Below are 24,277 nucleotides of genomic sequence, written 5' to 3' on the forward strand. Positions count from 1 at the left end.
CATAAAATTAATGAGAAATTAAATAGTCTATCTTTGTGTTTTAATTTCAATTATAGGTTTTACCTTTAAAATTAAGGTATTTATATTTAAAAACTTTAATATGCATGTAGATGAACTTAACTGGGCAATCTTAACACGATTGCAGGAAAATGCCAGATATTCTTTTGCCGAAATTGGTAGGGAAGTAGGTTTAAGCTCCCCGGCAGTAGCTGAGCGGGTAAAGAAAATGGAAGATGCCGGGATTATAAAAGGCTATAAAACCCAAATTTCCTATCATAGGGCAGGCTATCAATTAAAAGCAATTATTACGCTTAGGGCCTTTATGGGAAGATTAAAACCATTTTTGGAAAAAGTAAAAGAATTTAAAGAAGTTAATAATTGTTATCGCATTACTGGTAATGAAAATATAATTATGGAAGTTGTTCTTCGGGATCAGGTTCATTTGGAAGAATTTATAGATAAACTTATTACTTATGGTGAAACCAAAACCCATATTGTGCTTTCCCAGGTAGTAGATTTTGCAGCTATAAATAAGAGTAAAATGAAATGATCTTAATGTTTTTTAATACTTTCCTTTCTTCAAATTTTAGACTCGCTAATTTTTAATAATTAAAATGCAGAAATTCGTTAAATCCTTTTACTTTTTCACCTGTTTTTAACGAAATTCTTAATTCAATTTTTGTTTTAGTTAAAGTATAGCAAATTGTAATTTTGTTAATACCATGACGACTATACTATAGCTATTTTTACAAAAAAGAAATTACATTATGAGAAAGTATAGTACATTATATCTAATCGTAGCGGCATTAACGGGTGCGATAGGATTTTCCGGATTAAATTTTGCCGGTATTGAAGTAGTGAGGGTGTTGTTTTTAATCTTTGCAGACTTATTAGTAGTCTCTTTAGTTGCACGTTTGTTTTTTAGAAAAGACCAAATGAGATTACAACGAATAAAAAAATAGAATCTATCTCACCTATATAATTATTTAGCCTTCATCTATGATGAAGGCTTTTTTATGCACGATCTTTGATATCTATGCTTATATTTATATTAATTATTTAAGATTATGATGAAAAGGATACCAATTTTAATATTGCTTTTTACTTTTATTTTTCAATTTGGCAATGCGCAAGAAATAGAACTTCCTCTTGGTAAAATTGTAGATTCTATACCAACTGCCGATACCACGGCGAGTAGTTTTGCCATTTATCTGCCGCAAAATTTTAATCAAAAGGAACAATGGCCGGTAATCTTTGTTTTTGATCATGAAGGCAGGGGAAGAGCAACTACCCAGCTTTTTAGGACAGTAGCCGAAGAACAGTCTTATATAATTGCCTCTTCTAATTTAAATTTAAAACAAGATTCTTTAAAAAATAACCTGGATAAAGTAGCTCCCTTTATTAACCAGGTAGATGGGATGCTGTCTATAGATCGCAAACAGGTTTACGTGGCGGGTCTTTCAGCCGGCGGGCAATTGGCTACAGCACTGCCTTTTCTTTACAACAACGTTTCAGGAGTATTGGCGGTAGAAAATGCCTGGATAAATACCGAATATTTAAATACCAATAATAAGTTTATGTTTAGTGCTGTGGCTTGCGATAGTAATAATTCTATGTTCGTTTTAGAGGAAATTGAAAATTACCTGGACAGTAAAAACTTTCCCACTGAAATAAATTATTATACCTGTGAAAAAGATGTAGAGTGGCCAGATGTAGATCTAATTAGGAATGCTGTAGCCGGCTTTACCCTAAATGCGATGAAAGAAGGTAAAAGGACTAAAGATTTAATTTTAGTAAAATCACTTTTTGATGCTGAAGTAGAATATGCCGAAGTTTTAAGGCGTACCAGAAATTATTACCAGGCTTTCGAAAAACTGAAGCAAATAGAAGATAAGTATGAAGATTTTGATATAGGCGCAGATTTGCGTGATCAAATAAGAAATATAAGAAGAAATAAAGCTTTTAAAGAGCAGAGGCGGGATTACCGAAATGTAGCAGCATCTGAAGAAGCCAAGCAGGAAGAATATATTTATTATATGGAAACCGATGTGGTGACTTCAAACTTCGAAAATGTGGGCTGGTGGGCTGCCCAGATAGAAGATTTAAAGGAAAACGAAGAAAAGTTTAGCGGTCCCAAACAAAAAATGGCTAGCAGGCTGCAAGGTTTTCTAGATAATCTTAGCAAAAATTATTACGATGGGTATGTGAATTCCCAGGCCACACCGCGCTCTAAAGTGTTTGTTAGTGTGCTTAGAACTATATTTGATAAGGAAGATCCCGAGGCTTATTTAAACATCATCAAAATCGCTGGTCACGATGGTGATCACGAAACCGCCCTTTTATATCTTGAAGATTTACTAAAAACCGGGTTTGACGATATGGAAGCTTTATATGAGATTGAGGGTATTTTAGACCTTAAATTAAGTGAAGCTTATAACGACAAAATCAGGGAATACCTGGGAGAAGCAAAATATTATAAAGCTGAAGGTTAATTCAGGAAAAAACTGCTGATGCTCACGAGTGTTGAAACGTAGAGTTTAATAATTACGAAACCACCAACTCCGGCGGACGGTATTCAGACTTAAGGATACCGGAGGGTGATTCCAATTTGTTGATCTTTTACTGCATAATCCTTTCTATGCTAATAATTGTAATTTATTTGTTGTTAATTCCCTACCTGATAATTATTCGGAAAGAACTATTTCAACAGGTGTCAAAAAATCAAATATTTGTTTTAAAAAGCATAAATCGCAGCTAGCACAAAAGATGAAAGATTATCGGTTCCTTCCAAATCTGAATTTAAAAACACCGGTGATGCTGTGTTAGATACTTTATCTAAACGCAATTCAGGTTTAAGGGTAAGGCTTCCAAGAGTATAACTTCCGGTAAGGGTGAAGTCTAAGGCTTCGGCATCTGCACCATAAACCGGCCCACCGTCTTCTAATTCTTTAAAATATTCTGCTCTTAAACCAATAGCAAAATTTTCTGAAGTCTGGATTTGTGGATAAACAGCTGCTCCATAAAACCCTTCTCCATCAGTAGAATTATAAGTGGTGTTTAGTCCCAAATAAAAGGCATCGCTAAAATCCCATCCTGTAGTTAAATCTATTTGAAAAGTGGCTTCATCTGAGAGTGGCATTTGTTCCCCGTAAATTAGGTTCAAAAAAGCACTGCCTTCTCCGGTTGAATAGCCAAGTTGGCCGCCGAAAGAATATTTTCCGTAAGGATTAAATTCAGTCCAATCTGTTGGATTCATTACAGCCAGCATTGCGCTCCAGTTATCATCAATGGTGAAATCAGCTCTTATCCCGGTGTGAGAAAATGGTCCGTAAGAAAACATATACGAAGTAGAATAATTGAAGTTGGCCGCCGGAGAGATTACCTCATAACCCAGGAATGTATTGAAATTTCCCATAGTTAAAGTAACTGCGTTTGAAACGTTCCAGTAAACATATAATTGGTTTACGATATTACTGGGTGCAGCAGAAGCAAACACCGCATCTTCTCCACGAGGTCCAAAAACCAAATCGGCTACAAACCCAACTTTCTCCCCTTCATAGCCTAAAATAACATTGGCCATCCCAATCGCAAAGCCGGGATCGTTGGCAAAAGAAGAAGCGGGTGCCTGTGGACCTGCAATTGGTTCCCCCGCATCATTATATTCGTACTTATTTAATCCATTAAAATTGGTTCTAAAATAGCTGTCTACAGAACCGCTTATACTGAAATTTGACATAAAGCTTTCAACTTCAGTTGTTTCAGTTTCCTGAGCCTGAAGGCTAGAACCTAGTCCGAAGAATACGCCTAAAAGGAATATTTTTTGGATATTTGTAATAGTAAATTTTTTCATAATTAATAGTCTTGTTTAATAAGTTGAAATGTGTTGAGCAAAGCTTTATGAGAGGTTTACTTTATAGGGAGCGCTCCGCCAAGCGCTCCTTTTTTTTAAAAAAAATTATCTTTCCTGTACTGTCCCAAATTCGGCATAAGCATCCATCCCATGCTCGTGAGCATCCAGGCCTTCAGTTTCTTCTTTTTCTTCCATCCTTAAACCCATTGTGGCTTTAATAATTGAAAGAATCCCGAAAGCTGTAATGCAGCAGAAAGCACCAATTATTCCTACGCCCGCCAGCTGTATAAGTAATTGATTTAGACCAGCCATACTTCCAAAGATTCCTACCGCCAGAGTTCCCCAAATACCACAGGCAAGATGAACAGCCACGGCACCAACAGGATCATCTAATTTAAGTTTTTCAACCAGTGCTACACCTAAGACAATAACTCCACCAGCTACCAGGCCAATAAGTACAGCGTCTAATGGTGACATAAGGTCTGCTCCTGCAGTAATACCAACAAGCCCGCCCAAAATTCCATTTAGGAACATGGTGAGATCGTAGTTCTTATAAGCAATTGTAGAAACCACGAAGGCAGAAATACCACCGGCTGCCGCAGCCAGGCAGGTTGTTACAAGGGTAATAGAAGTCAAAGAAGGATCAGCTGAAAGTACAGAACCGCCATTAAAGCCAAACCAACCTAACCAAAGAATAAATACTCCCGCAGTAGCTAAAGGAATATTATGGCCAGGGATGGCGTGAGATTGCCCGTCTTTACCAAATTTCCCTAAGCGGGCACCCAGTAAATAAATAGCTATTAAAGCTGCCCATCCTCCTACAGAATGCACCAAGGTAGAACCGGCAAAATCATAAAAACCGAGTCCGTCTAAGAAACCGCCGCCCCATTTCCAGGAACCAACAATTGGATAAACAATAGTAATATAGATCACAGAAAACAGCATAAAACTTCCCAGTTTAATTCGTTCTGCAACTGCACCAGAAACTATTGTAGCCGCAGTTGCAGCAAACATTCCCTGGAAGAGAAAATCTGTCCAGTAGGTATAACCTTCGTTATAGGCTAAGTCTAAAGCACCATCTGCCACCGGCGCGCTTAACCCAAAAAGGTCGAAGAAATAATCTGGAATAAACCCGGCGATAAAAGACCCTGGGTACATAAGGTTAAAACCAATAATGGCATAAGTAAGTAGCCCGGCACAAATTATAAATACATTTTTAAATAGGATATTAATGGCATTTTTTTGCCTTGTAAGTCCAACTTCAAGTAGTGAAAAGCCCAGGTGCATAAAAAATACCAGCGCGGTACACACCATCATCCAAACATTATTAGTAGTAAGTAATTCCATAAAAGTTATTTTTATAATGAGTTGATTAGTTTAAGAAAGGGAATCGGTGCCTTTCTCTTTTGTTCTTATGCGATAGGCTTCTTCTACGGGAGATACAAATATTTTCCCATCTCCTACAGAGCCTGTATGCGCAGCTTTTAGAATTGTTTCTACAGTACTATGAACATTTTCATCTGATACTACCAGAGAAATTTTTCGTCTCTGAATATCGCTAGTGCTGTAAGATACTCCCCGATAAACGTGACCTTGTTTTTCATTACCTACTCCGGTAACATCCCAATAGCTAAAAAAATTGACTTCGGTTTCATGAAGTGCTTTCTTAACTTCATCAAACGTAGATTTTCTAATAATGGCTTCTATTTTTTTCATAAAAACTTGATTTTGATGATGTAAATGTATAAAAAATCATAACACCCATTAAAAAATAGGGGTATATGCTAAATTAATGTGAAATAAATAAAAACAACCCCTAATAAATTAGGGGTTCATTTAAATTACATATGTGTTTTGATTTGTTTCTAATTTTTTGACCAGGGTCTAGGTCAATTTTGAGAGAAAAAGACCTAAAAAGACAGCCAAAATTCCCAGAATTATGCTTCCAAAAGTGTAAAAGAAGAAATTTAGATAATCTCCGGAACGTAAAAGTGCCTGATTCTCAAAAGCGAAACTCGAAAAGGTAGTAAAGCCGCCACAAAAACCCACGGCAAGAAATAAAACAATATTAGACGAGAAAAAATCAGATTTAGCAGCGATTCCCAGGATTAATCCCAAAAGTAAACTTCCCAGGATATTTACCGTAAAAGTGCCAAAAGGAATAAATGCAGTTTCAAAATTTAAACTCTTACTGATGAGGTAGCGCAAGGCACTGCCAAGTCCGCCACCTAAGAAAATCAGTAATAGTTGTTTAAGCATACTTGTTTATTTAACCGGAATATATAAGTGTGTAATCCATTTAGCAGGGTTTGCCACGTTCTCTGGCGATGTTAAATGCACTTCAAAATTCTTTGTGTCTTCTGCTATTTCAAGATCGTTTGCTTCAATATAATTATATGCAGTATCCCAGGCTTCCTTTAAATTCTTATAATCTCCTTTTAGGGTAGTTTTTAAAACTTTCTGGTTTGGTAAAAATCCGGTTAAAATTTCGCTTGCAGCCGGAGTAATTACTTCGCTGGGAGTGAAAATTCCAGCGGAAAAAATTACGTTTCCAGAATTTTCATTCCATTCGTTATAAAGAACAAACGGATTGCCGCTTTTTTCTATTCCGTTTTCATCCATATAAGTAGAAACTTCAGAAAACATAGAAGCCATTTTTTCATCTACCTGGCTAATTTTGCTGGCAGTGGTGGTATACATATAATAACCGCCCCCGTGCTGAATAACTCCGTCTACATTAATAGTATATTTATCCATCTTATTCAACACCACACTTTCCATATTATTTAGCCCGGTCTGGAATTTTGGCCGCATCATTTCGGTAATAGATTTCTCCTGGAAAGTAAAGGCCAGTTTCTCCATAAAACTTTGTTTGCCTTTCATTCCCCAGGTAACTTCAGTGCCATTTTCTATCTCGTTAAATTCCCAGTAAACATCACTGGTAGATTCGCCAAATGGAGTTTTAAAAATTATTTCCTGTTCAATTTCTGAATAAGGTTTTGCTGAAATAGTCTTAATTTCCCCATCGCCCGCGTTATCACTTTTCCAGGAATAAGAAGCGCTATCGCCGCTGGTTTTTGCGCCATACTCAATAATCATATCATCTGCTTCAGCCGACCAGGGTTCCCAATTCTCCCAATTTTGAAATTCATTTACTTCCTGGAAAACCATTTCTACCGGTGCTGTAATTACCCTGGTTTCTTCAACCTGGTAATCACCATCTTTTGTAGCGATATAAATAGAACCTGCAATTATTACAATAAGCAGTAGGAAGAATAGATATTTTAAAATTTTCATATTGGTGGGTTTATAAGCGAAGATACTTAATTTAACATAATTAGTAATTCACTTTATAAGAAGTAAACTACGGATTTAAGAAGCCCTTCAAAATAAATAGAAGTCCTATAAAAGCAAGAAATGCTATCAGCACCCATAAACTTCCTTTATATTGCTTTCTATGTAATACGGTGTCTTTTTTATAACTAAATGCAATTATTATTATAAAAACAAACACAAATAAACCCGCGAAAACGAGTTGGCCGGTGCTAAACATTTTATTTAATTTTATGCAAAGTTAAGGTTTTAGGCTTAACCTCTAATCGATTTTAAATTATAAACAGATGAAAAAGACACTTGCTGCGGTAAAGAAATTTCATAAAACTTTTAGGCTGGGAATTGCAGAAAATCCGCAGGCTTCCTTGGGAGCTACAAAGAATCGTTTACGCTATGAATTAATGAAGGAAGAGAACGAAGAATATCTTGAAGCTGCAAGTAAGGGTGATTTGATTGAAGTTGCCGATGCTCTTGGCGATATGCTGTACGTTTTATGTGGAACCATTATTGAGCACGGCCTTGAACATAAAATTGAAGCTGTTTTTAATGAAATTCAGCTTAGTAATATGAGTAAACTTGGTGAAGATGGAAACCCACTTTATAATGAAAAAGGTAAAGTTATTAAAGGTTCTAACTATTGTAAACCCAATATAGTGAAAGTGCTAAAAGGTTGAATTTATAAATTAAAACTGCTAACTAATTTAAAAACCGAATAGTATGAAAATTTCGTTACTCGCTATTTTGCTGGTTCTTGTAGCTTTTGGTTGCAAAAATAATCCTGGGAGTGCTGAAACTTCTAACGACCAAAAGGAACAGGATACTAAAAAAATCAGTCATGAAGTTCAAAAATATGTTGATAGTACCTGGAATTTTGCCCTGGAATATCCTTCAAATTTTGAAGTTTTAGAAGACGAATTACCGGCAAACAGCCCTGTAGTAAATGTTTATTCAAAAAAAGTTGATATTAGTAAACCGCTCGCTATTCACGAAGAACCCGAAATAGCGTATATCGCATTTTTACCTAAAGGTTTTGGCGTAGATGGGCCTTCAGGTAAGCAAAAATCTATTAACAATTGGGAATCGGGCCTGGATTTATCTTTTAATTTTAATAAAAACGATTCCCGGGTTTATCTTTTAGAAAACGGTGAGGCCTGGGCTTATTATTTAAAATTTTACCAGTCTCCGGAAAAGTGGGATGAATACGGAGGTATTTTTGTGCATTATCAAATTGAAAATTTTAATGCTACCTGCATTTCAACCGGGGGAGAATCAAAGCCAATGCAAGAATGCGATTCAATGGGGGAAGATGAAGTGAGGTTTTCAGGAGAAATTAATGAAAAAAGTAAGATGCAACTGGATAAAATAATGAGCTCTCTTTATTTTTTCAGGAAGAATGCTGAAGAGCGTAAAGAACTTTCAGATCTTATAAAAGTTGAAAAACCCGCGGTAAATAAGCTTATTAAATCTCCCATACAAATTTCTGGTGAAGCACGCGGAACCTGGTTTTTTGAAGCCGAAGCGCCCGTAAAGTTAGTTGATAAAAATTATAATACCCTGGCAGAAAGTTCTATAAAAGCGAAGGGGGAATGGATGACTAACGATTTTGTGCCGTTCTCTACCGAACTGTCTTTTGGCAATTTTCCGGAGGATGAAAAAGGCTATTTAATCTTTGAAAAGGCAAATGCATCAGGAAAACCTGAATTAGATAGAAAGTTTACGCTGCCGGTACGTTTCCCATCGGAATAATTTTAATCAGGAATAGTTCAAAATTAGAACCTGAAATAAGTTCAGGTTAAAACAAAAAAAACCTCACAGTTTTTAAATCTGTGAGGTTTTTTTTATAAAAATCAGGAAAAATTACTTCACCTGGTATCTCCAACCGTGCTTATCTTCAGCCTGGTTATATTGAATTTTCATTAGGCGGTCTTTAAAAGATTTTCCGTAGGAATCTTCCATTTTTGGCAGTTCAAATTTTTCGTCTTTATATCCAAAACCGGCAATAGGGTTAATAACTGTCGCGGTTCCCGAACCAAAAATCTCTTTTAACTCACCTTTCCTGGCGGCTTCAACGATTTCAGAAACTGGAACTCTTCTAATTTCAACCTCAATATTCATATCTTTTGCGAGATCTATCACGCATTTTCTTGTAACTCCATCTAAAATTCTATCGCTGGTAGGAGCAGTAATAAGTTTATCTCCAATTCTAAAGAAAATATTCATTGTTCCAGCTTCCTCAAGGTAATCATGCGTATTAGCATCGGTCCAAATTATTTGCTGAAACCCGGCTTCTTTAGCAAGATTGGTAGGGTAAAACTGCGCGGCATAATTCCCGGCAGCTTTGGCAGCTCCAACACCACCATCGGCAGCACGGCTGTATTTTTCTGAAAACTGAACTCTTACTTCGCCGCTATAATAAGCCTGGGCGGGAGAACAAATAATCATAAATTTATATTTTGTTGCAGGATTGGCAGAAACGCATTCCTCGGTAGCAATTACAAACGGACGAATGTACAGCGAGTTCCCAAAACCTTTCTTTATCCAATCCTTATCCAATTTTAGTAATTCTTCCAATCCTTGGAAGAAATATTCTTTTGGAAATTCAGGAATTGCCAATCTGGCGCTGGATTTATTTATTCTTTTATAATTTTCTTCAGGTCTAAAAAGCCAAATTTGGTCTTCATCGTCTTTGTAGGCTTTCATTCCTTCAAAAACTGCTTGCCCATAATGAAATACTTTAGCCGATGGATCCAGTTGTATTGGCCCATAAGGTGTAATTTTAGGGGTTTGCCACTGGCCATTTTCATAATCACATACAAACATATGATCGGTGAAAATTTCGCCAAAAACCAGGTTTTCAAAATTTACCTCTTCAATCTTAGATTTTTGGACTTTATTAATTTCAAGCTGGTTAGTATCGTATTTCATTATCATTAATTTAGTTAACAAATTTACCTAAATTAAAACAGAATCAAAATCTAAAGTTTTGGTAAATTTGTTTACCTGCAAGGTTTTAACTAAAAATAGGAAAATGAAAAAATTCGCCGCTATATTGGCTTTATCCTTAATATTTATAGGCTGTAAAAATGAAAAATCTAATAAAGAGACAGAAGTTGTAGCTGAAAAGAATACTACTTCCTATAATTCTTTTGGAGCCGAAATAAACTCAGAAAGTGCTATTTCTGCCAGCGAAGCTCTTAATAAATTCAATTCCCTAAAACCCGGTGATACTTTAGATTTAAAATTTACTTCAAAAATCAATAATGTTTGTAAAAAGAAAGGTTGCTGGATGATTTTAGAACTTCCTGAAGGGGAAGATGTAAGAGTAACTTTTAAAGATTATGGATTTTTTGTACCCAAAGACAGCGAAAATACCGATGTGATTGTAGAAGGAAAAGCTTTTATAAACCAAATGTCTATTGAAGATCAAAAACATTATGCCGAGGATGAAGGGAAATCTGAAGCAGAAATAGCAGCAATTACTTCCCCTGAGGTTTCCAGGGCGTTTATTGCGAATGGAGTACTTTTAAAGGAATAATGTGGAAAGAAAGATTATAAAAACCGGCGATGGCTCGGTTACTATTCATTTAAGCGAATGGGATGAGCAATACCACTCCAAACACGGTGCAATACAGGAAGCCCGGCACGTTTTTATAAAAATGGGCCTGGAATACTGGGTTGGACTAAATAAGGAAAAAAATCCCGCTATTTTGGAAATTGGTTTTGGTACCGGCCTAAATGCGTTTATTACTTTTTTGGAAGCTCAAAAGCTTCAGCTAAAGATAGACTACACTGGGGTAGAAGCTTATCCCGTTTCAACTTCTGAAATAAAAGCCCTGAATTATGCCGAAATGCTTTCCGCAGAAAATCAAATAGAAACTTTTCAACGCATGCACGAAATTCCGTGGAATAATAAAGTAGATATTTCAGAAAATTTTCAGCTTGAAAAACAACAGAAGCGCTTTGAAGAAATTGAAGATATTAACAAATATAATTTAGTGTTTTTTGATGCCTTTGGTGCCAGGGTTCAACCCGAATTGTGGACAGAAGATATTTTTGCCAGAATGTTTGCTGGGATGAAAAGTAACTCGGTTTTAGTTACTTATTCGGCAAAAGGCAGTGTAAGAAGAGCTATGCAAACTGCAGGTTTTATAGTTGAAAGGCTTCCCGGGCCTCCAGGTAAACGAGAAATGTTAAGAGCATTAAAAAAGTAGGCTATTTTGCTGTTAAATAGGTGATAAACTTTAGTTGAGGTTTATACTTGTTGCTATCTTGTAAAGAAAAATGCGAGTATTAATCACAGGAGCTACCGGCTTAATTGGATCTAAAATTAGTCGGTTGTGTCGGGAAAAAGGAATAGAAGTTCATTACCTCTCTACCAGTAAAGACAAGCTGGAAAACAAAACAGACTATAAGGGTTTTTATTGGAATCCTAACGAGAATGAAATAGACAGTAAGGCCATAGAAGGCGTTGATACTATAATAAATCTTGTAGGTGCCAGTATTGCAGAACGATGGACGCCAGAACAAAAGAAGAAAATTTTAAAGAGCCGTACCGAAACGGCAAATTTACTTTACACTTGTTTACAGGAAAATGAGCACGAGGTAAAAAACCTGCTTTCAGCCAGTGCCATAGGTATTTACCCAAGTTCTCTAGAGAAATTATATACTGAAGAAGACCAGGGTGTAGATGATTCTTTTGTAGGAGAAGTGGTGGTAAAATGGGAAGAAGCTGTAGATAACTTTAAAGACCTGGGCATTGAAGTAGCTAAAATTAGAATAGGACTTGTTCTTGCTAAAAACGGCGGAATGCTCCAAAAATTAAAAGAACCCGTAAATTTTAATGTAGGCTCTCCATTGGGAAACGGGAAACAGTGGCAATCCTGGATTCATATAGACGATATTAGTGGAATATTTATGTTCGCTCTAGAAAAAGAGCTTACCGGCGTTTATAATGCTGTAGCACCAAATCCTGTTACTAATAAAGAACTGGTTAACGAAGTGGCCTCGCAAATGGGAAAACCGGTTTGGCTGCCTAATGTTCCTAAAGTAGCACTTAAATTAGTACTGGGAGAAATGTCCCGCCTGGTTTTGTCCAGTCAATTGGTGAGTAGTGATAAAATAGAACAGGAAGGTTATATTTTTAAGTATGTAAACCTCTCTAAAGCCCTGGAAGATTTAATTTAGGGTTCCTGAAGTTTTTAAACATTAAAAAAGGCTGCCAAATTTGGCAGCCTTTTTTTTGTATTCAAATCTTGAATCTTCTTAAGCTTTATTAGCTTTAAGGTTAACTTTTAAAGTAATATCGTCACTTACAAAGTTGTCTCCAAGTCCATCAAAAACAGATTTAGAACCAAAATTCACATTCCAGTTTGTTCTGTCTATAGTGAATTCTTCACTGGTGATTTCAATACTATCATCAGATTGGTTAATGCTAACCGGGAAAGTAACATTTTTTGTTTCCTCTTTTATTGTAAGGTTACCAGATAACATTTTCTGTCCGTTTTCTTCAGTAATTTCCGTTACTTCAAAAGTAGCTTCAGGATATTTTGTAGCGTTAAAGAAATCTCCTTCTTTACCTTCTACAGTTCCCATTAAATGAGCTTCAAGATCTTTTTTATCGTCTCCCTCAAGATCGGTTACATTAATAGACTGCATATTAATAACGAAATTTCCGCTTTCAATAATGCTGTCATTAGCACTAAAAGTACCTTCAGCAAGTTTAATAGTACCAGTATGCTCACCTGTAGGTTTGCTACCTTTCCACTCAATAGTAGAAGCCGAAGTATCTACTGAAAATTCCATAGCTTCAGCTTGAGCAGTAGCTGCATCTTTAGCTTCAGAAGTTTCTGCTTTATTTTTATCGTTTTTACATCCTACAACCGCAGTTAAAATAGCTGCAATTACAAAAGTGCTTAAAATTAATTTTCTCATTTGTGTTAAAATTTAGTTTTATTTTAGTCTGCAAAATTACATAAACTTCATACACCCTAATGCTAAATATTTACTAAATAATTTTAAGAATTATTGGGTAGTGACATTTTGACACCGAATCATAATTGGCAATGATTTTGACCCGTTGAGGCTGTATTAAAATGCATAAAAATGAGCAACAAGAAAGAAGATATAAGAGAAGAGCAACAGGACCAACCTGTTAAAGATCAAATTGAAGATGCTATAGATGAAGCTATAGACGAGGTAGAAGGTGAAAAGGAAAACGAGGATAACAATGACGACTCGCCCGAATTTACTGAGGAAGAAAAGCTAAAAGAAGATCTTCAGAAAGAAAAAGATAAATTTTTACGTCTTTTTGCAGAGTTTGAAAATTACAAAAGAAGAACTTCTAAAGAGCGTTTAGAGCTTTTTAAAACTGCCAACCAGGAGGTAATGACCGCCATGTTGCCAGTTTTAGATGATTTTGACAGGGCTTTAAAAGAAATTGGAAAATCTGGTGATAAAAATTTAGTACAGGGCGTAGAACTTATTCACAATAAATTTAAGGAAACGCTTAACAGTAAAGGGCTTGAGGCAATGAATATAAAAGAAGGCGATGCCTTTGATTCTGAAATTCACGAAGCTATTACCCAAATACCAGCACCTAAAGACAAGCTTAAAGGCAAGATAGTTGATGTAGTAGAGCGAGGTTACAAATTGGGAGATCGTATTATTAGGTATCCAAAGGTTGTAACCGGCAAATAAAAGCTTTTTTAGAATTCGCAAAACGAGACCATGAAAGAAGATTATTACGACATATTAGGCATTAGTAAAAATGCTTCAACCGCCGAAATAAAGAAAGCATACCGAAAAATGGCCATTAAGTATCACCCAGATAAGAATCCGGGAGATGCTGAGGCTGAAGAAAAGTTTAAAAAATCGGCTGAAGCTTACGAAGTACTTAGCAATGAAGATAAACGAGCCCGTTACGACAGGTTTGGCCACCAGGCATTTGAAGGTGGCGGCGGAGGCGGAGGCTTCGGCGGAATGGATATGGACGATATATTCAGCCAGTTTGGAGACATCTTTGGAGGTGGCTTCAGCGGTGGCGGAGGCTTCTCTGGTTTTGGTGGCGGTTTTGGCGGTGGCCAAAGACGTGCTAAAGGAAGCAACCTTAGAATTAGGGTGAGTCTTACTTTAGAAGAAATTGCTAATGGTGCCGAGAAAAAGATTAAGGTAAAAAGAAAAGTCCAGGCTCCCGGTACCACTTATAAAACATGTACCACCTGTAAAGGTACAGGCCAGGTAACTCGTGTAACCAATACTATATTAGGAAGAATGCAAACTGCATCGCCTTGTACAGCTTGTAGCGGTTCGGGACAGATTATAGACCATAGACCGCCAGAGGCTGATGCGCACGGATTGGTACAAAAAGAAGAAACTGTTTCTATTAAAATCCCATCTGGGGTTGAAGACGGAATGCAGTTAAAAGTTGCCGGAAAAGGAAACGATGCTCCGGGAAATGGAGTTCCAGGAGATTTGTTGGTAGCTATTGAAGAAAAAGAGCACCATAGCCTGCAGCGTGAAGGAGATAACCTGCATTACGATTTGTACATTAGTTTGTCTGAAGCTGTTTTAGGTTCTTCAAGAGAAATAGATACCGTAACCGGAAAAGTGAGAATAAAGGTTGAAGAAGGAGTACAATCTGGAAAAATTCTTAGACTTAGAGGAAAAGGAATTGGAAATCTTAACGGCTACGGAAAAGGGGATTTATTGGTTCATGTAAATGTTTGGACCCCGAAAAATTTAAATAAAGAACAACGCGATTTCTTTGAGAAAATGGCTGAAGACGAGAACTTCCAGCCGAATCCGGAGAAAAGCGATAAGTCATTCTTTGAAAAAGTTAAAGATATGTTTTCTTAGAACCCCGGTTTTAAGAAAAAATTTATATATTTGATTATCACTAAGTCTTTTAGTGACAATTTTTCTTTTTCATAGCAATTTTTTTCCCATCCTTAATTTATTAAGGGTGGGTTTTGTTTTTTAGAGCAGTCTGGAAAGTTATAATTTCTTCTTAATCCAAAACATCTCTCGGGTGATTTCAATATATTTACTCGATAATGGAGATTAAAATTAGCCATAATTGCCCGGAAAATTAAACAGTTGTTCGCTATGAATGCCCGGTGAATTATCTCTCGAGCTTTTTTATTTTTTTTTACCAACACTTTTATATGGAAAATCTTTTAGTAGCAGAAAATATCTACAAACAATTTGGCAATTTTACTGCACTAAATAATGTCTCAATAGCCATTCCGCGTGGTAGTATTTTTGGTCTTTTAGGCCCTAATGGTGCAGGAAAAACCACTTTGCTACGTATAATTAACCAAATTACCATGCCAGATAAGGGCCAGGTTTATCTAGATGGTAAACCCTTACACCCCAATGATATTGCGCATATTGGTTACCTGCCTGAAGAACGCGGACTTTATAAATCTATGAAAGTTGGGGAGCAGGCACTTTACCTGGCTCGATTAAAAGGGCTTTCTAAAGCTGAAGCTAAAGAACGCCTGGAATACTGGTTCAAGAAATTACAAATTGAAGGTTGGTGGGATAAAAAGATCCAGGAACTTTCTAAAGGAATGGCTCAAAAAATTCAGTTTATTATCACCGTTTTACACAGGCCTAAATTGTTGATTTTTGACGAACCATTTAGTGGTTTTGATCCCGTAAATGCCGGTTTAATTAAGAACGAGATCCTTCAGCTTAAAGAAGAAGGAGCAACTATACTTTTTTCTACCCACCGAATGGAAAGTGTAGAAGAATTATGTGATTATATGGCTTTAATTCATTTGTCTAATAAATTATTAGACGGAAAAGTTTCAGAAATAAAACGGGAATATAAATCTAACACCTATGAAGTAGGTTTGGAAACAGAAAATGATACCGCTCTTTTAGCAGAATTAAAAGAAAAATTCGTGGTTGGGAATACTAATTTTAAAAGTATAAACGACGATCTTAAATTAACTATTCAGCTTAAAGAAGGTGAAACCCCTAACCAGCTATTAAATTATCTTCTTGCTAAAGCCAGGATAAATCATTTTGTAGAAGTTATTCCATCAGTAAACGATATTTTTATAAAAACCGTAACTCAACATGCGTAATTTAAAGCTTATAATTCAGCGGGAATATTTGGCGCGGGTAAGGAATAAAACCTTTATTATCATGACTTTTTTAAGTCCGCTAATTCTGGTTGGGATGTTCGCACTTATCGCTTATTTAAGTATGCTGAATAGCAGCGAACAACGCATTATTGGTTTGTATGATGAGACTGAAATGTTTGCTTCAGAATTTAAAGATCAGGAACAGGTTCAATATTTAGACCTTTCTGGAAAGAGCTTTAAAGAAGCAAAACAAATGGTTAATGAACAGGATTATTACGGGCTTATATATATTCCTGAAAATATTAATAGAGATCTTCAAGGCGTTCAGTTTTTTGGAAAAGAATCTCCCGGTTTAGGAACTATCCAGGCCATAGAAAAAACCATTGCCGACAGGCTTACACGCGAAGAACTTATTGAGCGAGGTATTGATGTAAACCAATTAAACGAAGCTAAAACCGAGGTAAGGATTGAAATTCAGAATTTCTCTGGAGAGCGTACTTCCAAAATGTCTAATTATATAAAAATGTTTTTTGGTGGCGCTGCGGGATATTTATTAATGATGTTTATTATCATTTATGGTAACATGGTAATGCGCAGTGTTATTGAGGAAAAAACAAATAGAATTATTGAAATTATTGTTTCTTCAGTAAAACCCATTCAACTTATGATGGGAAAAGTTTTAGGTACCTCTTTAGCCGGAATCACGCAATTCACAATTTGGGTATTATTAGCTGGAGTTTTAGCAATGACTTCTTTTTACGTGTTAGGTATAGATATTTTTACCGTTCAAAAATCTCAATTAGAAACCGTAGAGCAAATTGCACAACCCGAAATTGCCCAGTTGGTAATGGATGTACTTAATTTGCCAATTCTAAGTTTAATTATATTTTTCCTTATTTATTTTATTGGAGGCTATTTTCTTTACAGTTCTATTTACGCGGCAATTGGTGCGGCGGTAGATAGTGAAACCGATACCCAACAATTTATGTTTCCGGTAATTTTACCTTTAATGTTAGGCATTTATGTGGGTTTCTTTTCGGTAATAGAAAATCCGCATGGTACAGTTTCTACTATTTTTTCAATGGTGCCCCTTACTTCTCCAATAGTTATGTTAATGCGTATACCCTTTGGAGTGCCGTGGTGGGAACTTGCAATTTCTGTAGCACTTTTAATTATTACCAATTTTATAGTAATTTGGATAGCAGCTAAAATTTATAGGGTAGGAATTCTTATGTATGGTAAAAAAGCCAGTTACAAAGAACTATTCAAATGGCTCAAATATTAGGGAATGCAGGAACAGCAAAAATCAGAAACATCAGAGGCGATCTTAGAAGTGGTGGAAGAAGATATCTGGGGTAGCCTGGTGGACTTTTGGAATCTTATCCTTTTCAAATATGAGGTTAGTGGTACGCCAATAGAAATAACTGTAGGACTTATTTTACTGGTAGTTATCGCATTTATCGTGACCAGTGTTGTTCTTAGGTTAATTAGAGCTTTTATTACAAGTAAACTGGCCAAGGGAGACAAACAGAAGTTTATAAGCGTTTTTAAGTTTATAAAATATTTTGTCTATTTAGTAGTGATCTTAATCACCTTAAGCTCTGCAGGAATAAATATTACCATACTTTTAACAGCTTCGGCTGCACTTTTTGTTGGTATAGGTTTAGCTTTACAAGAGCTCTTTCAGGATATTATTGGAGGGGTTTTTATAATTATAGATAAATCGCTCTTAGTTGGAGATGTTATTGAAATGGAAGGCAGGGTAGGCCGTGTTTTTGAAATTAAACTAAGAACCACCCGTGCCCTTACCAGGGATGATAAGGTGATGATTATTCCCAATCATAAATTTATTAGCGATGTAATTTATAATTATACCCAAAACCATGCAACTACGCGGGAAGGCGTTCAGGTTGGTGTGGCCTACGGGAGTGACACCCAAAAAGTAAAAGATATTTTGTTGAAATGTGCCAGTGAAAACGAAAGTATTGTGAAAAGCCCTGAAGCATTTGTGCTATTTGACGATTTTGGGGCATCTTCTTTAGTGTTTTCACTCCATTTTTATGTAACCGATAGCTTTGTAGACCCAAAAATTAAAAGTGAGCTTAGATTTAAAATAGATGAAGAATTTAGGAAAAATAACATCACAATTCCGTTTCCACAGCGAGATGTGCATTTTTATCCTACCCAAAACCTAACCCAAAATTTATCTAAAAATGATGAAGACCTTTAAAATTATGGCTTTCCTGTTGTTAGGAGCTGTAACTTTTCCGGCAACGTCCCAAACTACAGATTTAGCCCGAATAGAATATACCTATTTTCCGCAGTCAGATTCAGATAATTCATTTCGTAGATTTAGGACCTTTGTTAATTTACCTATTAAATTAAATGGAAAAGGAGCCTATTTAATTCCGGGAGTAGAATATAGAAACGTAAATTTTAAATATAAAAATAGCGAAGCTTTTACTACTAATAACCTGGATAGGTTTCAATCGTTTACCGGTAAAATAGGCTACACCTTTAAAATGAACGAGTTATGGCGTTTTGGCGCTGAGACCGGGGTGAAAATTGCTTCTAACTTCGCTACCAGCGAGTTGGTTAAGGACGATTTTATTTACACCGGGTCGGTTTATTTTATAAAAATTAAAGAAGATGAGCGTTACATAGAACCCTGGCGACTTATTTTAGGACTTAGTTATTCTACTACAACCGGGTTTCCGTTTCCATTGCCAGTAATAAATTATTACAAGCGTTTTGATGAAAATTGGTCTTATGGGCTTGGAATACCAAAAACCAATCTTAAATATTATTTTAACGACAAACATGAAGTTCAGGGCTTTGTAACATTAGATGGATTTTTTGCTAATATTCAGCAAAATTTTAATCCTTATCCGCAAACAAATCCTGGCGCCAACCGGCTTGCAGAAAGTATGTCCATGACCATAGTTTTAAGCGGTTTGGGATACCAGTATAATATCACAGATAATATAGCATTTTATACCTATGCCGGTTATACGGTTATGAATGATATTAGATTAAGAGATAAAGACAGGGAAGACCTGTACACAATAGACGAAAACAATACATTCTACGCCCGTGGCGGCTTAAAATTTAGTATTTTATAATATGGCACGTATTTTATTAATAGAAGATGAAGCAGCAATTAGAAGGGTTTTAGTTAAAATCCTTACCGAAGAAAATGATAGTTATGAAGTTGAAGAAGCAGTAGATGGCCTGGAAGGAATTGAAAAGATAAAAGACGAAGATTATGATCTTGTACTTTGTGATATTAAAATGCCCAAAATGGATGGAGTAGAAGTCCTGGAGGCCATCATGAAAATAAAACCTGAAATTCCCGTGGTAATGATTTCTGGTCACGGAGATTTGGATACCGCCGTGAATACGATGAAAGTAGGCGCTTTTGATTATATCGCAAAACCACCAGATCTTAACCGGCTGCTTAACACCGTTCGCAATGCGCTAGACCGCAAAGAGCTTGTTGTAGAGAATACACGGCTTAAGAAAAAAGTTAGCAAGAATTTTGAAATGGTAGGCCAATCAGAAGGGATTGAGCGTATTAAAGAACTTATTGAAAAAGTAGCTCCTACAGATGCCCGGGTGCTAATTACCGGGCAAAATGGTACAGGGAAAGAATTGGTGGCTCACTGGATACATCAAAAAAGTGAACGTTCAAAAGGGCCAATGGTAGAGGTAAATTGTGCTGCAATTCCTTCAGAATTAATAGAAAGTGAACTTTTTGGTCACGTAAAAGGGGCGTTTACTTCAGCGAATAAAGATCGTGCCGGTAAGTTTGAAGTTGCCAATGGAGGTACAATTTTTCTTGATGAAATTGGTGATATGAGTCTTTCGGCGCAAGCCAAAGTTTTACGAGCGCTTCAGGAAAATAAAATCTCTCGCGTGGGTAGCGGCAAAGACATAAAAGTAGATGTTCGGGTTGTTGCGGCAACCAATAAGGACTTAAAAAAAGAAATAGAAGACAAAAAGTTTAGGGAAGATTTATATCATAGGCTTGCGGTAATTTTAATAGAGGTACCATCACTAAACGAACGCCGGGAAGATATTCCTTTACTTATAGATTATTTTAGCGAAAAGATTTCTGCGGAACACGGTTCGGGTAAAAAAGAATTTACCGAAGATGCCTTAAAAACTCTTAAAGAATATGACTGGCGCGGAAACATACGTGAACTTCGTAATGTTGTAGAACGGCTCATTATTTTAGGAGGCGATAAAATTACTGAAGAAGACGTAAAACTCTTCGGAAGCAAATTTTAGAAAAATTTAATCGATTTTTTTTGGCGGCGGATTATATCTTAAAAAATACATGGTATCACCGCTTGGGTGCTGCCATTCGTGGAATAATTCAAACCCAAATCGTTGATATACCAGTGCGTTTTTACGCATTCTGGTTTCAGCATATAGTGGAATTTGATATTCTATTGCCTGTCGGTAAAATTCGTCTTTCATTTCTTTACCAACCTGGGTATCTGCACCGCGAGATTCAGCCAAAATACCCCAGAACCAGCAGTAAAGATATTCCCCGGTTTGTGGGCGTTGTTTTTTAATATAATTCTGGTTTTTTACAATACGATAAGCGTTTTTTATTCCGGTAACATTTAAAACCAAACCTATTTGGCTCCAAATATCTTTCAGGAAGTTATCGTCCTTTTTGCTGGTTTTAAATAAAATAGCAATTCCCATTCGGTTTTCAGAAATAATAAGAGCATCTTTTTCAATCGCCTTCTCTACCATATGTGTGGCGAGATATTCAAAACGTTTGTGACGGTTACCTCCCTTTTTTACAATATCCATAGAGGACGGGATTTCCTTTAAAAGGCTGGTAACTTTGGTAATTATCTCTTCTTTTTCTGCTTTGTTCAAACTGCTATAATTTAGCGGCGAAGATATAAAATTTATCTTTTTTTAGGTTTAAAGTAAGTCGATTAAAATTCTGCAAATTCAAATACTTTTAAGGCATATTCTTTGTTATCACACAGGTAGCTACAAATTGTTTTCCAAATTTTATAGAAACTATAAAGAATTAAAACAGAAGCTTCCAAAGGAATATTTATTTTAGCAGTCAAAACTTGAAAATTTAAATCCTATTTTCCCGATGAAATTATACATTTTCGCCTTTTTTGGCCTCTTTCTTTCACTAAATCTTAATGCACAGGCTCCTGAAACCAAAGAAGATTCTCTTAAAATTAGGGAGATATATTCTGCTGCGCTGGTAAATGGTAAAGCCTACAATTGGCTGGACCATCTTTCTAACAAAATTGGAGGTAGGTTATCGGGTTCCTTAAATGCGCAAAAAGCGGTAGAATATACTAAAACACAGTTGGAAGAACTTGGTCTTGATAAGGTTTGGCTACAACCAGTTATGGTTCCAAAATGGACGCGTGGAGCTCGTGAACACGCTTATATACAAACCGGCCCGGGAATGACTACAGAAGTAAGTATAACAGCTCTTGGGGGCTCTGTTGCCACTGCTACCGGCGGTTTAAAAGCAAATGTGATAGAAGTGCAGGGAATTGAAGATTTAGAAAATTATAAAGATGAAATAAAGGGCAAAATTGTTTTTTATAATCGCCCAATGAATCCTGAACTTATTCAAACTTTTGAGGCGTACGGCGGGTGTGTAGATCAGCGTTATTCCGGGGCAGAAGCTGCTGCTAAATACGGTGCTGCCGGGGTAATTGTACGTTCTTTAAGTCATAAAATAGATGAAAATCCGCATACGGGTTCAATGAGTTATGGCAATTTACCAAATAGTAAACGAATTCCAGCTGCGGCGATTAGTACTAAAGATGCCGAATATCTTTCCGGAATTTTAAAGCTGAAAAAAGACCTTGAATTTTATTTTAAATTGAGTTCAGAAAATCACGGGGAAGTACAATCTTACAATGTAATTGGCGAAATAACAGGTAGCGAATTTCCGGAAGAAATTATGGTAGTTGGCGGTCACCTGGATTCCTGGGATTTGGGAGATGGTTCTCACGATGATGGTGCGGGTGTAGTTCAATCTATGGAGGTTTTGCGCTTATTTAAAGAGACCGGCTATAAACCTAAAAGAACCATTAGAGTGGTGCTTTTTATGAATGAAGAAAACGGTTTACGCGGCGGGAATAAGTATGCCGATGTAGCACATAGTAAAAACGAGAATCACATTTTTGCTTTAGAAAGTGATGCCGGAGGATTCACTCCTCGCGGATTTTCTTTTGAAGCCGATGATGCACAATTTGCGCAAATTGAAAGTTGGAAACCACTTTTTGAACCTTATCTAATTCATTATTTTGAAAAAGGTGGAAGTGGAGCCGATATTGGTCCTTTGAAAAAGGGAGATATTGTGCTTGCGGGGTTAAGACCAGATTCACAAAGATATTTTGATCATCATCACGCGGCAACTGATACTTTTGAGCATGTAAACAAACGCGAGCTGGAACTTGGAGCTGCTACCATGACCTCATTGATCTATTTAGTAGATAAGTATGGAATAAAGCGCATTAATCTGGAAAAAGATCAGAAACTTTAGATTTAAAATTTAATTATTCTTTATCGCAATTTAAATTTTAGAGCAGCAAAATCCTACTATCTTTGCCGCCTAAAATTATGTTTTGCAGCTAAGCGCCTACACACAAGAATTCAGCAAAAATTTAAACATTGCCTTTCCCGTAATGCTCGGGCAATTAGGCCATGTATTAGTTGGGCTGGTAGATAATTTAATGATTGGCCAATTAGGGCCGGCACCACTAGCGGCGGTTTCCCTGGGAAATTCGCTGGTTTTTATAGCCCTCTCTTTAGGAATTGGTTTTTCTTTTGCCATTACACCTTTAATTGCTGAAGCCGATGGCGCGCAGGATATAAACAAGGGCAGAAGCTATTTTCACCACGGGGTAATTTTATGTACTATTAATGGGATTCTTCTTTTTCTCACTTTACTCGTAGCGAAACCTGTATTATACTATTTAGATCAACCGCCAGAGGTGGTAGAACTTGCCATTCCCTATCTTAATATTGTGGCGTTTTCAATGATTCCGTTAATGATTTTCCAGGCATTTAAGCAATTCGCTGACGGACTCTCGCAAACAAAATATGCCATGTATGCCACTTTAATTGCTAACGTGGTAAACGTGATTTTTAATTACCTCTTAATCTACGGAATCTGGATATTTCCAAGGTTGGAGCTGGAAGGTGCAGCAATAGGTACATTAATCTCCCGTTTCTTTATGTTATGGTTTGTTTGGGAAATTTTGAGACGAAAAAAGAAATTTGCCGAATACTTTAAATGGGGAAAAAAGGAATCTCTAAACTCCGATGTTTTTAAAAGATTATTAAACCTCGGTTTTCCAACGGCCCTGCAAATGCTGTTTGAAGTTGGGATTTTTACCGCTACCGTCTTCCTTGCCGGTTTGTTGGGTACTAATCCACAAGCGGCAAATCAAATTGCTTTGAATCTCGCTTCAATGACTTTTATGATCGCGGTTGGACTTGGAGTTACAGCTACTATTAGAGTAGGAAATCAAAAAGGTCTTGCTAATTTTAAAGATTTACGCAGAATTGCATTTTCAACATTTCTGCTGGTATTTTTAATAGAAGCAGTATTTGCTTTAGGCTTTATTCTGCTTAAAGATTGGCTGCCTACATTTTATATAGATAATGCCGAGGTGATTTTACTTGCTGCACAATTGTTAGTGGTAGCTGCGTTATTTCAGCTTAGTGATGGTTTGCAGGTGGTTATTCTTGGGGCTTTAAGAGGGCTTCAGGATGTGAAAATTCCTACGGTAATTTGTTTTATTTCTTACTGGATTATTGGCTTTCCTGTTTCCTGGTATTTTGGCAAAGCCGAAAATCTTGGAAGCATGGGAATCTGGCTTGGGCTCCTTGCCGGGCTCTCTGTTTCGGCATTAATGTTGTACATTCGATTTAACTATTTAACAAAAAAACTTATTTTGCAAGAGTCTATTCTTGTTCAATCAAAAATATAATT

General features: G+C 36.4%; 25 protein-coding genes. 17 read left to right on the top strand and 8 right to left on the bottom strand.

The window, feature by feature from the left end:
- Positions 1 to 100 precede the first annotated feature (100 nt).
- The 3 genes from J0871_RS08595 to J0871_RS08605 all read left to right on the top strand — a co-directional run bounded on the left by J0871_RS08595 (position 101) and on the right by J0871_RS08605 (position 2,492).
- Positions 101 to 550: an Lrp/AsnC family transcriptional regulator gene (locus J0871_RS08595; protein ID WP_208224859.1), complete on the top strand. Its 450-nt coding sequence runs from the start codon at positions 101 to 103 to the stop codon at positions 548 to 550.
- A 217-nt stretch (positions 551 to 767) separates the two neighbouring features.
- The gene (locus tag J0871_RS08600; protein WP_075326151.1) at positions 768 to 962 is read left to right on the top strand and encodes a DUF1328 domain-containing protein; all 195 of its coding nucleotides are present in this window, start codon (positions 768 to 770) and stop codon (positions 960 to 962) included.
- 105 nt (positions 963 to 1,067) lie between these two features.
- The gene (locus J0871_RS08605) at positions 1,068 to 2,492 is read left to right on the top strand and encodes a hypothetical protein (protein ID WP_208224860.1); all 1,425 of its coding nucleotides are present in this window, start codon (positions 1,068 to 1,070) and stop codon (positions 2,490 to 2,492) included.
- A 242-nt stretch (positions 2,493 to 2,734) separates the two neighbouring features.
- On the opposite strand, the gene J0871_RS08610 is transcribed toward J0871_RS08605, so the two are convergent.
- The 5 genes from J0871_RS08610 to J0871_RS08630 all read right to left on the bottom strand — a co-directional run bounded on the left by J0871_RS08610 (position 2,735) and on the right by J0871_RS08630 (position 7,147).
- The gene (locus J0871_RS08610) at positions 2,735 to 3,850 is read right to left on the bottom strand and encodes a porin (RefSeq protein WP_208224861.1); all 1,116 of its coding nucleotides are present in this window, start codon (positions 3,848 to 3,850) and stop codon (positions 2,735 to 2,737) included.
- Between the two features lie 105 nt (positions 3,851 to 3,955).
- Positions 3,956 to 5,197, bottom strand: coding sequence for an ammonium transporter (gene amt / locus J0871_RS08615; protein ID WP_208224862.1), 1,242 nt, complete (start codon positions 5,195 to 5,197; stop codon positions 3,956 to 3,958).
- 30 nt (positions 5,198 to 5,227) lie between these two features.
- Positions 5,228 to 5,566 (bottom strand): P-II family nitrogen regulator, encoded by a 339-nt coding sequence (locus J0871_RS08620; protein ID WP_075326155.1) that lies wholly within the window; start codon positions 5,564 to 5,566, stop codon positions 5,228 to 5,230.
- 168 nt (positions 5,567 to 5,734) lie between these two features.
- Positions 5,735 to 6,109, bottom strand: coding sequence for a fluoride efflux transporter CrcB (crcB, locus tag J0871_RS08625; RefSeq protein WP_208224863.1), 375 nt, complete (start codon positions 6,107 to 6,109; stop codon positions 5,735 to 5,737).
- A 6-nt stretch (positions 6,110 to 6,115) separates the two neighbouring features.
- Entirely contained in the window at positions 6,116 to 7,147 is a 1,032-nt protein-coding gene (locus J0871_RS08630; RefSeq protein WP_208224864.1) for a GyrI-like domain-containing protein, read from the bottom strand.
- 323 nt (positions 7,148 to 7,470) lie between these two features.
- Here J0871_RS08630 and J0871_RS08635 point away from each other — a divergent pair, with 323 nt between their 5' ends.
- Both J0871_RS08635 and J0871_RS08640 read left to right on the top strand, forming a co-directional pair.
- Positions 7,471 to 7,857, top strand: coding sequence for a nucleoside triphosphate pyrophosphohydrolase family protein (locus J0871_RS08635; protein ID WP_208224865.1), 387 nt, complete (start codon positions 7,471 to 7,473; stop codon positions 7,855 to 7,857).
- A 43-nt stretch (positions 7,858 to 7,900) separates the two neighbouring features.
- The gene (locus tag J0871_RS08640; RefSeq protein WP_208224866.1) at positions 7,901 to 8,929 is read left to right on the top strand and encodes a Gmad2 immunoglobulin-like domain-containing protein; all 1,029 of its coding nucleotides are present in this window, start codon (positions 7,901 to 7,903) and stop codon (positions 8,927 to 8,929) included.
- A gap of 111 nt (positions 8,930 to 9,040) precedes the next feature.
- On the opposite strand, the gene J0871_RS08645 is transcribed toward J0871_RS08640, so the two are convergent.
- A complete protein-coding gene (locus J0871_RS08645) occupies positions 9,041 to 10,108 on the bottom strand; it encodes a branched-chain amino acid aminotransferase (RefSeq protein WP_208224867.1) in 1,068 nt (355 codons plus the stop codon).
- 103 nt (positions 10,109 to 10,211) lie between these two features.
- Here J0871_RS08645 and J0871_RS08650 point away from each other — a divergent pair, with 103 nt between their 5' ends.
- The 3 genes from J0871_RS08650 to J0871_RS08660 all read left to right on the top strand — a co-directional run bounded on the left by J0871_RS08650 (position 10,212) and on the right by J0871_RS08660 (position 12,367).
- Positions 10,212 to 10,718, top strand: coding sequence for a DUF4920 domain-containing protein (locus J0871_RS08650; protein WP_208224868.1), 507 nt, complete (start codon positions 10,212 to 10,214; stop codon positions 10,716 to 10,718).
- Between the two features lies 1 nt (position 10,719).
- The gene (gene mnmD, locus J0871_RS08655; RefSeq protein ID WP_208224869.1) at positions 10,720 to 11,394 is read left to right on the top strand and encodes a tRNA (5-methylaminomethyl-2-thiouridine)(34)-methyltransferase MnmD; all 675 of its coding nucleotides are present in this window, start codon (positions 10,720 to 10,722) and stop codon (positions 11,392 to 11,394) included.
- A 70-nt stretch (positions 11,395 to 11,464) separates the two neighbouring features.
- Positions 11,465 to 12,367, top strand: coding sequence for a TIGR01777 family oxidoreductase (locus tag J0871_RS08660; RefSeq protein WP_208224870.1), 903 nt, complete (start codon positions 11,465 to 11,467; stop codon positions 12,365 to 12,367).
- Between the two features lie 78 nt (positions 12,368 to 12,445).
- On the opposite strand, the gene J0871_RS08665 is transcribed toward J0871_RS08660, so the two are convergent.
- Complete coding sequence (locus J0871_RS08665) at positions 12,446 to 13,114, bottom strand: YceI family protein (RefSeq protein WP_208224871.1); 669 nt, start codon at positions 13,112 to 13,114, stop codon at positions 12,446 to 12,448.
- Positions 13,115 to 13,285: 171 nt separating this feature from the next.
- Here J0871_RS08665 and J0871_RS08670 point away from each other — a divergent pair, with 171 nt between their 5' ends.
- The 7 genes from J0871_RS08670 to J0871_RS08700 all read left to right on the top strand — a co-directional run bounded on the left by J0871_RS08670 (position 13,286) and on the right by J0871_RS08700 (position 20,565).
- The gene (locus tag J0871_RS08670; RefSeq protein ID WP_208224872.1) at positions 13,286 to 13,879 is read left to right on the top strand and encodes a nucleotide exchange factor GrpE; all 594 of its coding nucleotides are present in this window, start codon (positions 13,286 to 13,288) and stop codon (positions 13,877 to 13,879) included.
- A gap of 30 nt (positions 13,880 to 13,909) precedes the next feature.
- Positions 13,910 to 15,037, top strand: coding sequence for a molecular chaperone DnaJ (gene dnaJ / locus J0871_RS08675; protein ID WP_075326166.1), 1,128 nt, complete (start codon positions 13,910 to 13,912; stop codon positions 15,035 to 15,037).
- A 308-nt stretch (positions 15,038 to 15,345) separates the two neighbouring features.
- On the top strand, positions 15,346 to 16,275 hold the full coding sequence (locus J0871_RS08680; RefSeq protein WP_208224873.1) for an ATP-binding cassette domain-containing protein: 930 nt from the start codon (positions 15,346 to 15,348) through the stop codon (positions 16,273 to 16,275).
- The gene (locus J0871_RS08685) at positions 16,268 to 17,560 is read left to right on the top strand and encodes an ABC transporter permease (RefSeq protein WP_208224874.1); all 1,293 of its coding nucleotides are present in this window, start codon (positions 16,268 to 16,270) and stop codon (positions 17,558 to 17,560) included. Before J0871_RS08680 ends, J0871_RS08685 begins: the two co-directional genes overlap by 8 nt.
- Before the next feature lie 3 nt (positions 17,561 to 17,563).
- Positions 17,564 to 18,505 (top strand): mechanosensitive ion channel domain-containing protein, encoded by a 942-nt coding sequence (locus tag J0871_RS08690; protein ID WP_208224875.1) that lies wholly within the window; start codon positions 17,564 to 17,566, stop codon positions 18,503 to 18,505.
- The gene (locus J0871_RS08695) at positions 18,489 to 19,397 is read left to right on the top strand and encodes a DUF6268 family outer membrane beta-barrel protein (RefSeq protein WP_346014339.1); all 909 of its coding nucleotides are present in this window, start codon (positions 18,489 to 18,491) and stop codon (positions 19,395 to 19,397) included. Before J0871_RS08690 ends, J0871_RS08695 begins: the two co-directional genes overlap by 17 nt.
- Position 19,398: 1 nt before the next feature.
- Positions 19,399 to 20,565 carry a sigma-54 dependent transcriptional regulator gene (locus J0871_RS08700; RefSeq protein ID WP_075326170.1) on the top strand — a complete coding sequence of 389 codons (1,167 nt, stop codon included), beginning with the start codon at positions 19,399 to 19,401 and terminating at the stop codon, positions 20,563 to 20,565.
- A gap of 6 nt (positions 20,566 to 20,571) precedes the next feature.
- Here the strand turns inward: J0871_RS08700 and J0871_RS08705 are convergent, their stop codons facing one another.
- Entirely contained in the window at positions 20,572 to 21,171 is a 600-nt protein-coding gene (locus tag J0871_RS08705; RefSeq protein WP_075326171.1) for a hypothetical protein, read from the bottom strand.
- A 232-nt stretch (positions 21,172 to 21,403) separates the two neighbouring features.
- On the opposite strand from J0871_RS08705, the gene J0871_RS08710 reads away from it, so the two are divergent.
- Positions 21,404 to 22,822 carry a M20/M25/M40 family metallo-hydrolase gene (locus J0871_RS08710; RefSeq protein ID WP_208224876.1) on the top strand — a complete coding sequence of 473 codons (1,419 nt, stop codon included), beginning with the start codon at positions 21,404 to 21,406 and terminating at the stop codon, positions 22,820 to 22,822.
- Positions 22,823 to 22,904: 82 nt separating this feature from the next.
- Positions 22,905 to 24,275, top strand: coding sequence for an MATE family efflux transporter (locus J0871_RS08715; RefSeq protein WP_208224877.1), 1,371 nt, complete (start codon positions 22,905 to 22,907; stop codon positions 24,273 to 24,275).
- Positions 24,276 to 24,277 lie beyond the last annotated feature (2 nt).

This window comes from Salegentibacter sp. BDJ18 (genome assembly GCF_017579965.1).
Lineage (GTDB): Bacteria > Bacteroidota > Bacteroidia > Flavobacteriales > Flavobacteriaceae > Salegentibacter.

Bases quoted from the DNA above. Each gene is read 5' to 3' on its own strand.
- J0871_RS08595 (WP_208224859.1), top strand. From the start codon at position 101: ATGCATGTAGATGAACTTAACTGGGCAATCTTAACACGATTGCAGGAA.
- J0871_RS08600 (WP_075326151.1), top strand. From the start codon at position 768: ATGAGAAAGTATAGTACATTATATCTAATCGTAGCGGCATTAACGGGT.
- J0871_RS08605 (WP_208224860.1), top strand. From the start codon at position 1,068: ATGATGAAAAGGATACCAATTTTAATATTGCTTTTTACTTTTATTTTT.
- J0871_RS08610 (WP_208224861.1), bottom strand. From the start codon at position 3,850: ATGAAAAAATTTACTATTACAAATATCCAAAAAATATTCCTTTTAGGC.
- amt (WP_208224862.1), bottom strand. From the start codon at position 5,197: ATGGAATTACTTACTACTAATAATGTTTGGATGATGGTGTGTACCGCG.
- J0871_RS08620 (WP_075326155.1), bottom strand. From the start codon at position 5,566: ATGAAAAAAATAGAAGCCATTATTAGAAAATCTACGTTTGATGAAGTT.
- crcB (WP_208224863.1), bottom strand. From the start codon at position 6,109: ATGCTTAAACAACTATTACTGATTTTCTTAGGTGGCGGACTTGGCAGT.
- J0871_RS08630 (WP_208224864.1), bottom strand. From the start codon at position 7,147: ATGAAAATTTTAAAATATCTATTCTTCCTACTGCTTATTGTAATAATT.
- J0871_RS08635 (WP_208224865.1), top strand. From the start codon at position 7,471: ATGAAAAAGACACTTGCTGCGGTAAAGAAATTTCATAAAACTTTTAGG.
- J0871_RS08640 (WP_208224866.1), top strand. From the start codon at position 7,901: ATGAAAATTTCGTTACTCGCTATTTTGCTGGTTCTTGTAGCTTTTGGT.
- J0871_RS08645 (WP_208224867.1), bottom strand. From the start codon at position 10,108: ATGAAATACGATACTAACCAGCTTGAAATTAATAAAGTCCAAAAATCT.
- J0871_RS08650 (WP_208224868.1), top strand. From the start codon at position 10,212: ATGAAAAAATTCGCCGCTATATTGGCTTTATCCTTAATATTTATAGGC.
- J0871_RS08660 (WP_208224870.1), top strand. From the start codon at position 11,465: ATGCGAGTATTAATCACAGGAGCTACCGGCTTAATTGGATCTAAAATT.
- J0871_RS08665 (WP_208224871.1), bottom strand. From the start codon at position 13,114: ATGAGAAAATTAATTTTAAGCACTTTTGTAATTGCAGCTATTTTAACT.
- J0871_RS08670 (WP_208224872.1), top strand. From the start codon at position 13,286: ATGAGCAACAAGAAAGAAGATATAAGAGAAGAGCAACAGGACCAACCT.
- dnaJ (WP_075326166.1), top strand. From the start codon at position 13,910: ATGAAAGAAGATTATTACGACATATTAGGCATTAGTAAAAATGCTTCA.
- J0871_RS08680 (WP_208224873.1), top strand. From the start codon at position 15,346: ATGGAAAATCTTTTAGTAGCAGAAAATATCTACAAACAATTTGGCAAT.
- J0871_RS08685 (WP_208224874.1), top strand. From the start codon at position 16,268: ATGCGTAATTTAAAGCTTATAATTCAGCGGGAATATTTGGCGCGGGTA.
- J0871_RS08690 (WP_208224875.1), top strand. From the start codon at position 17,564: ATGCAGGAACAGCAAAAATCAGAAACATCAGAGGCGATCTTAGAAGTG.
- J0871_RS08695 (WP_346014339.1), top strand. From the start codon at position 18,489: ATGATGAAGACCTTTAAAATTATGGCTTTCCTGTTGTTAGGAGCTGTA.
- J0871_RS08700 (WP_075326170.1), top strand. From the start codon at position 19,399: ATGGCACGTATTTTATTAATAGAAGATGAAGCAGCAATTAGAAGGGTT.
- J0871_RS08710 (WP_208224876.1), top strand. From the start codon at position 21,404: ATGAAATTATACATTTTCGCCTTTTTTGGCCTCTTTCTTTCACTAAAT.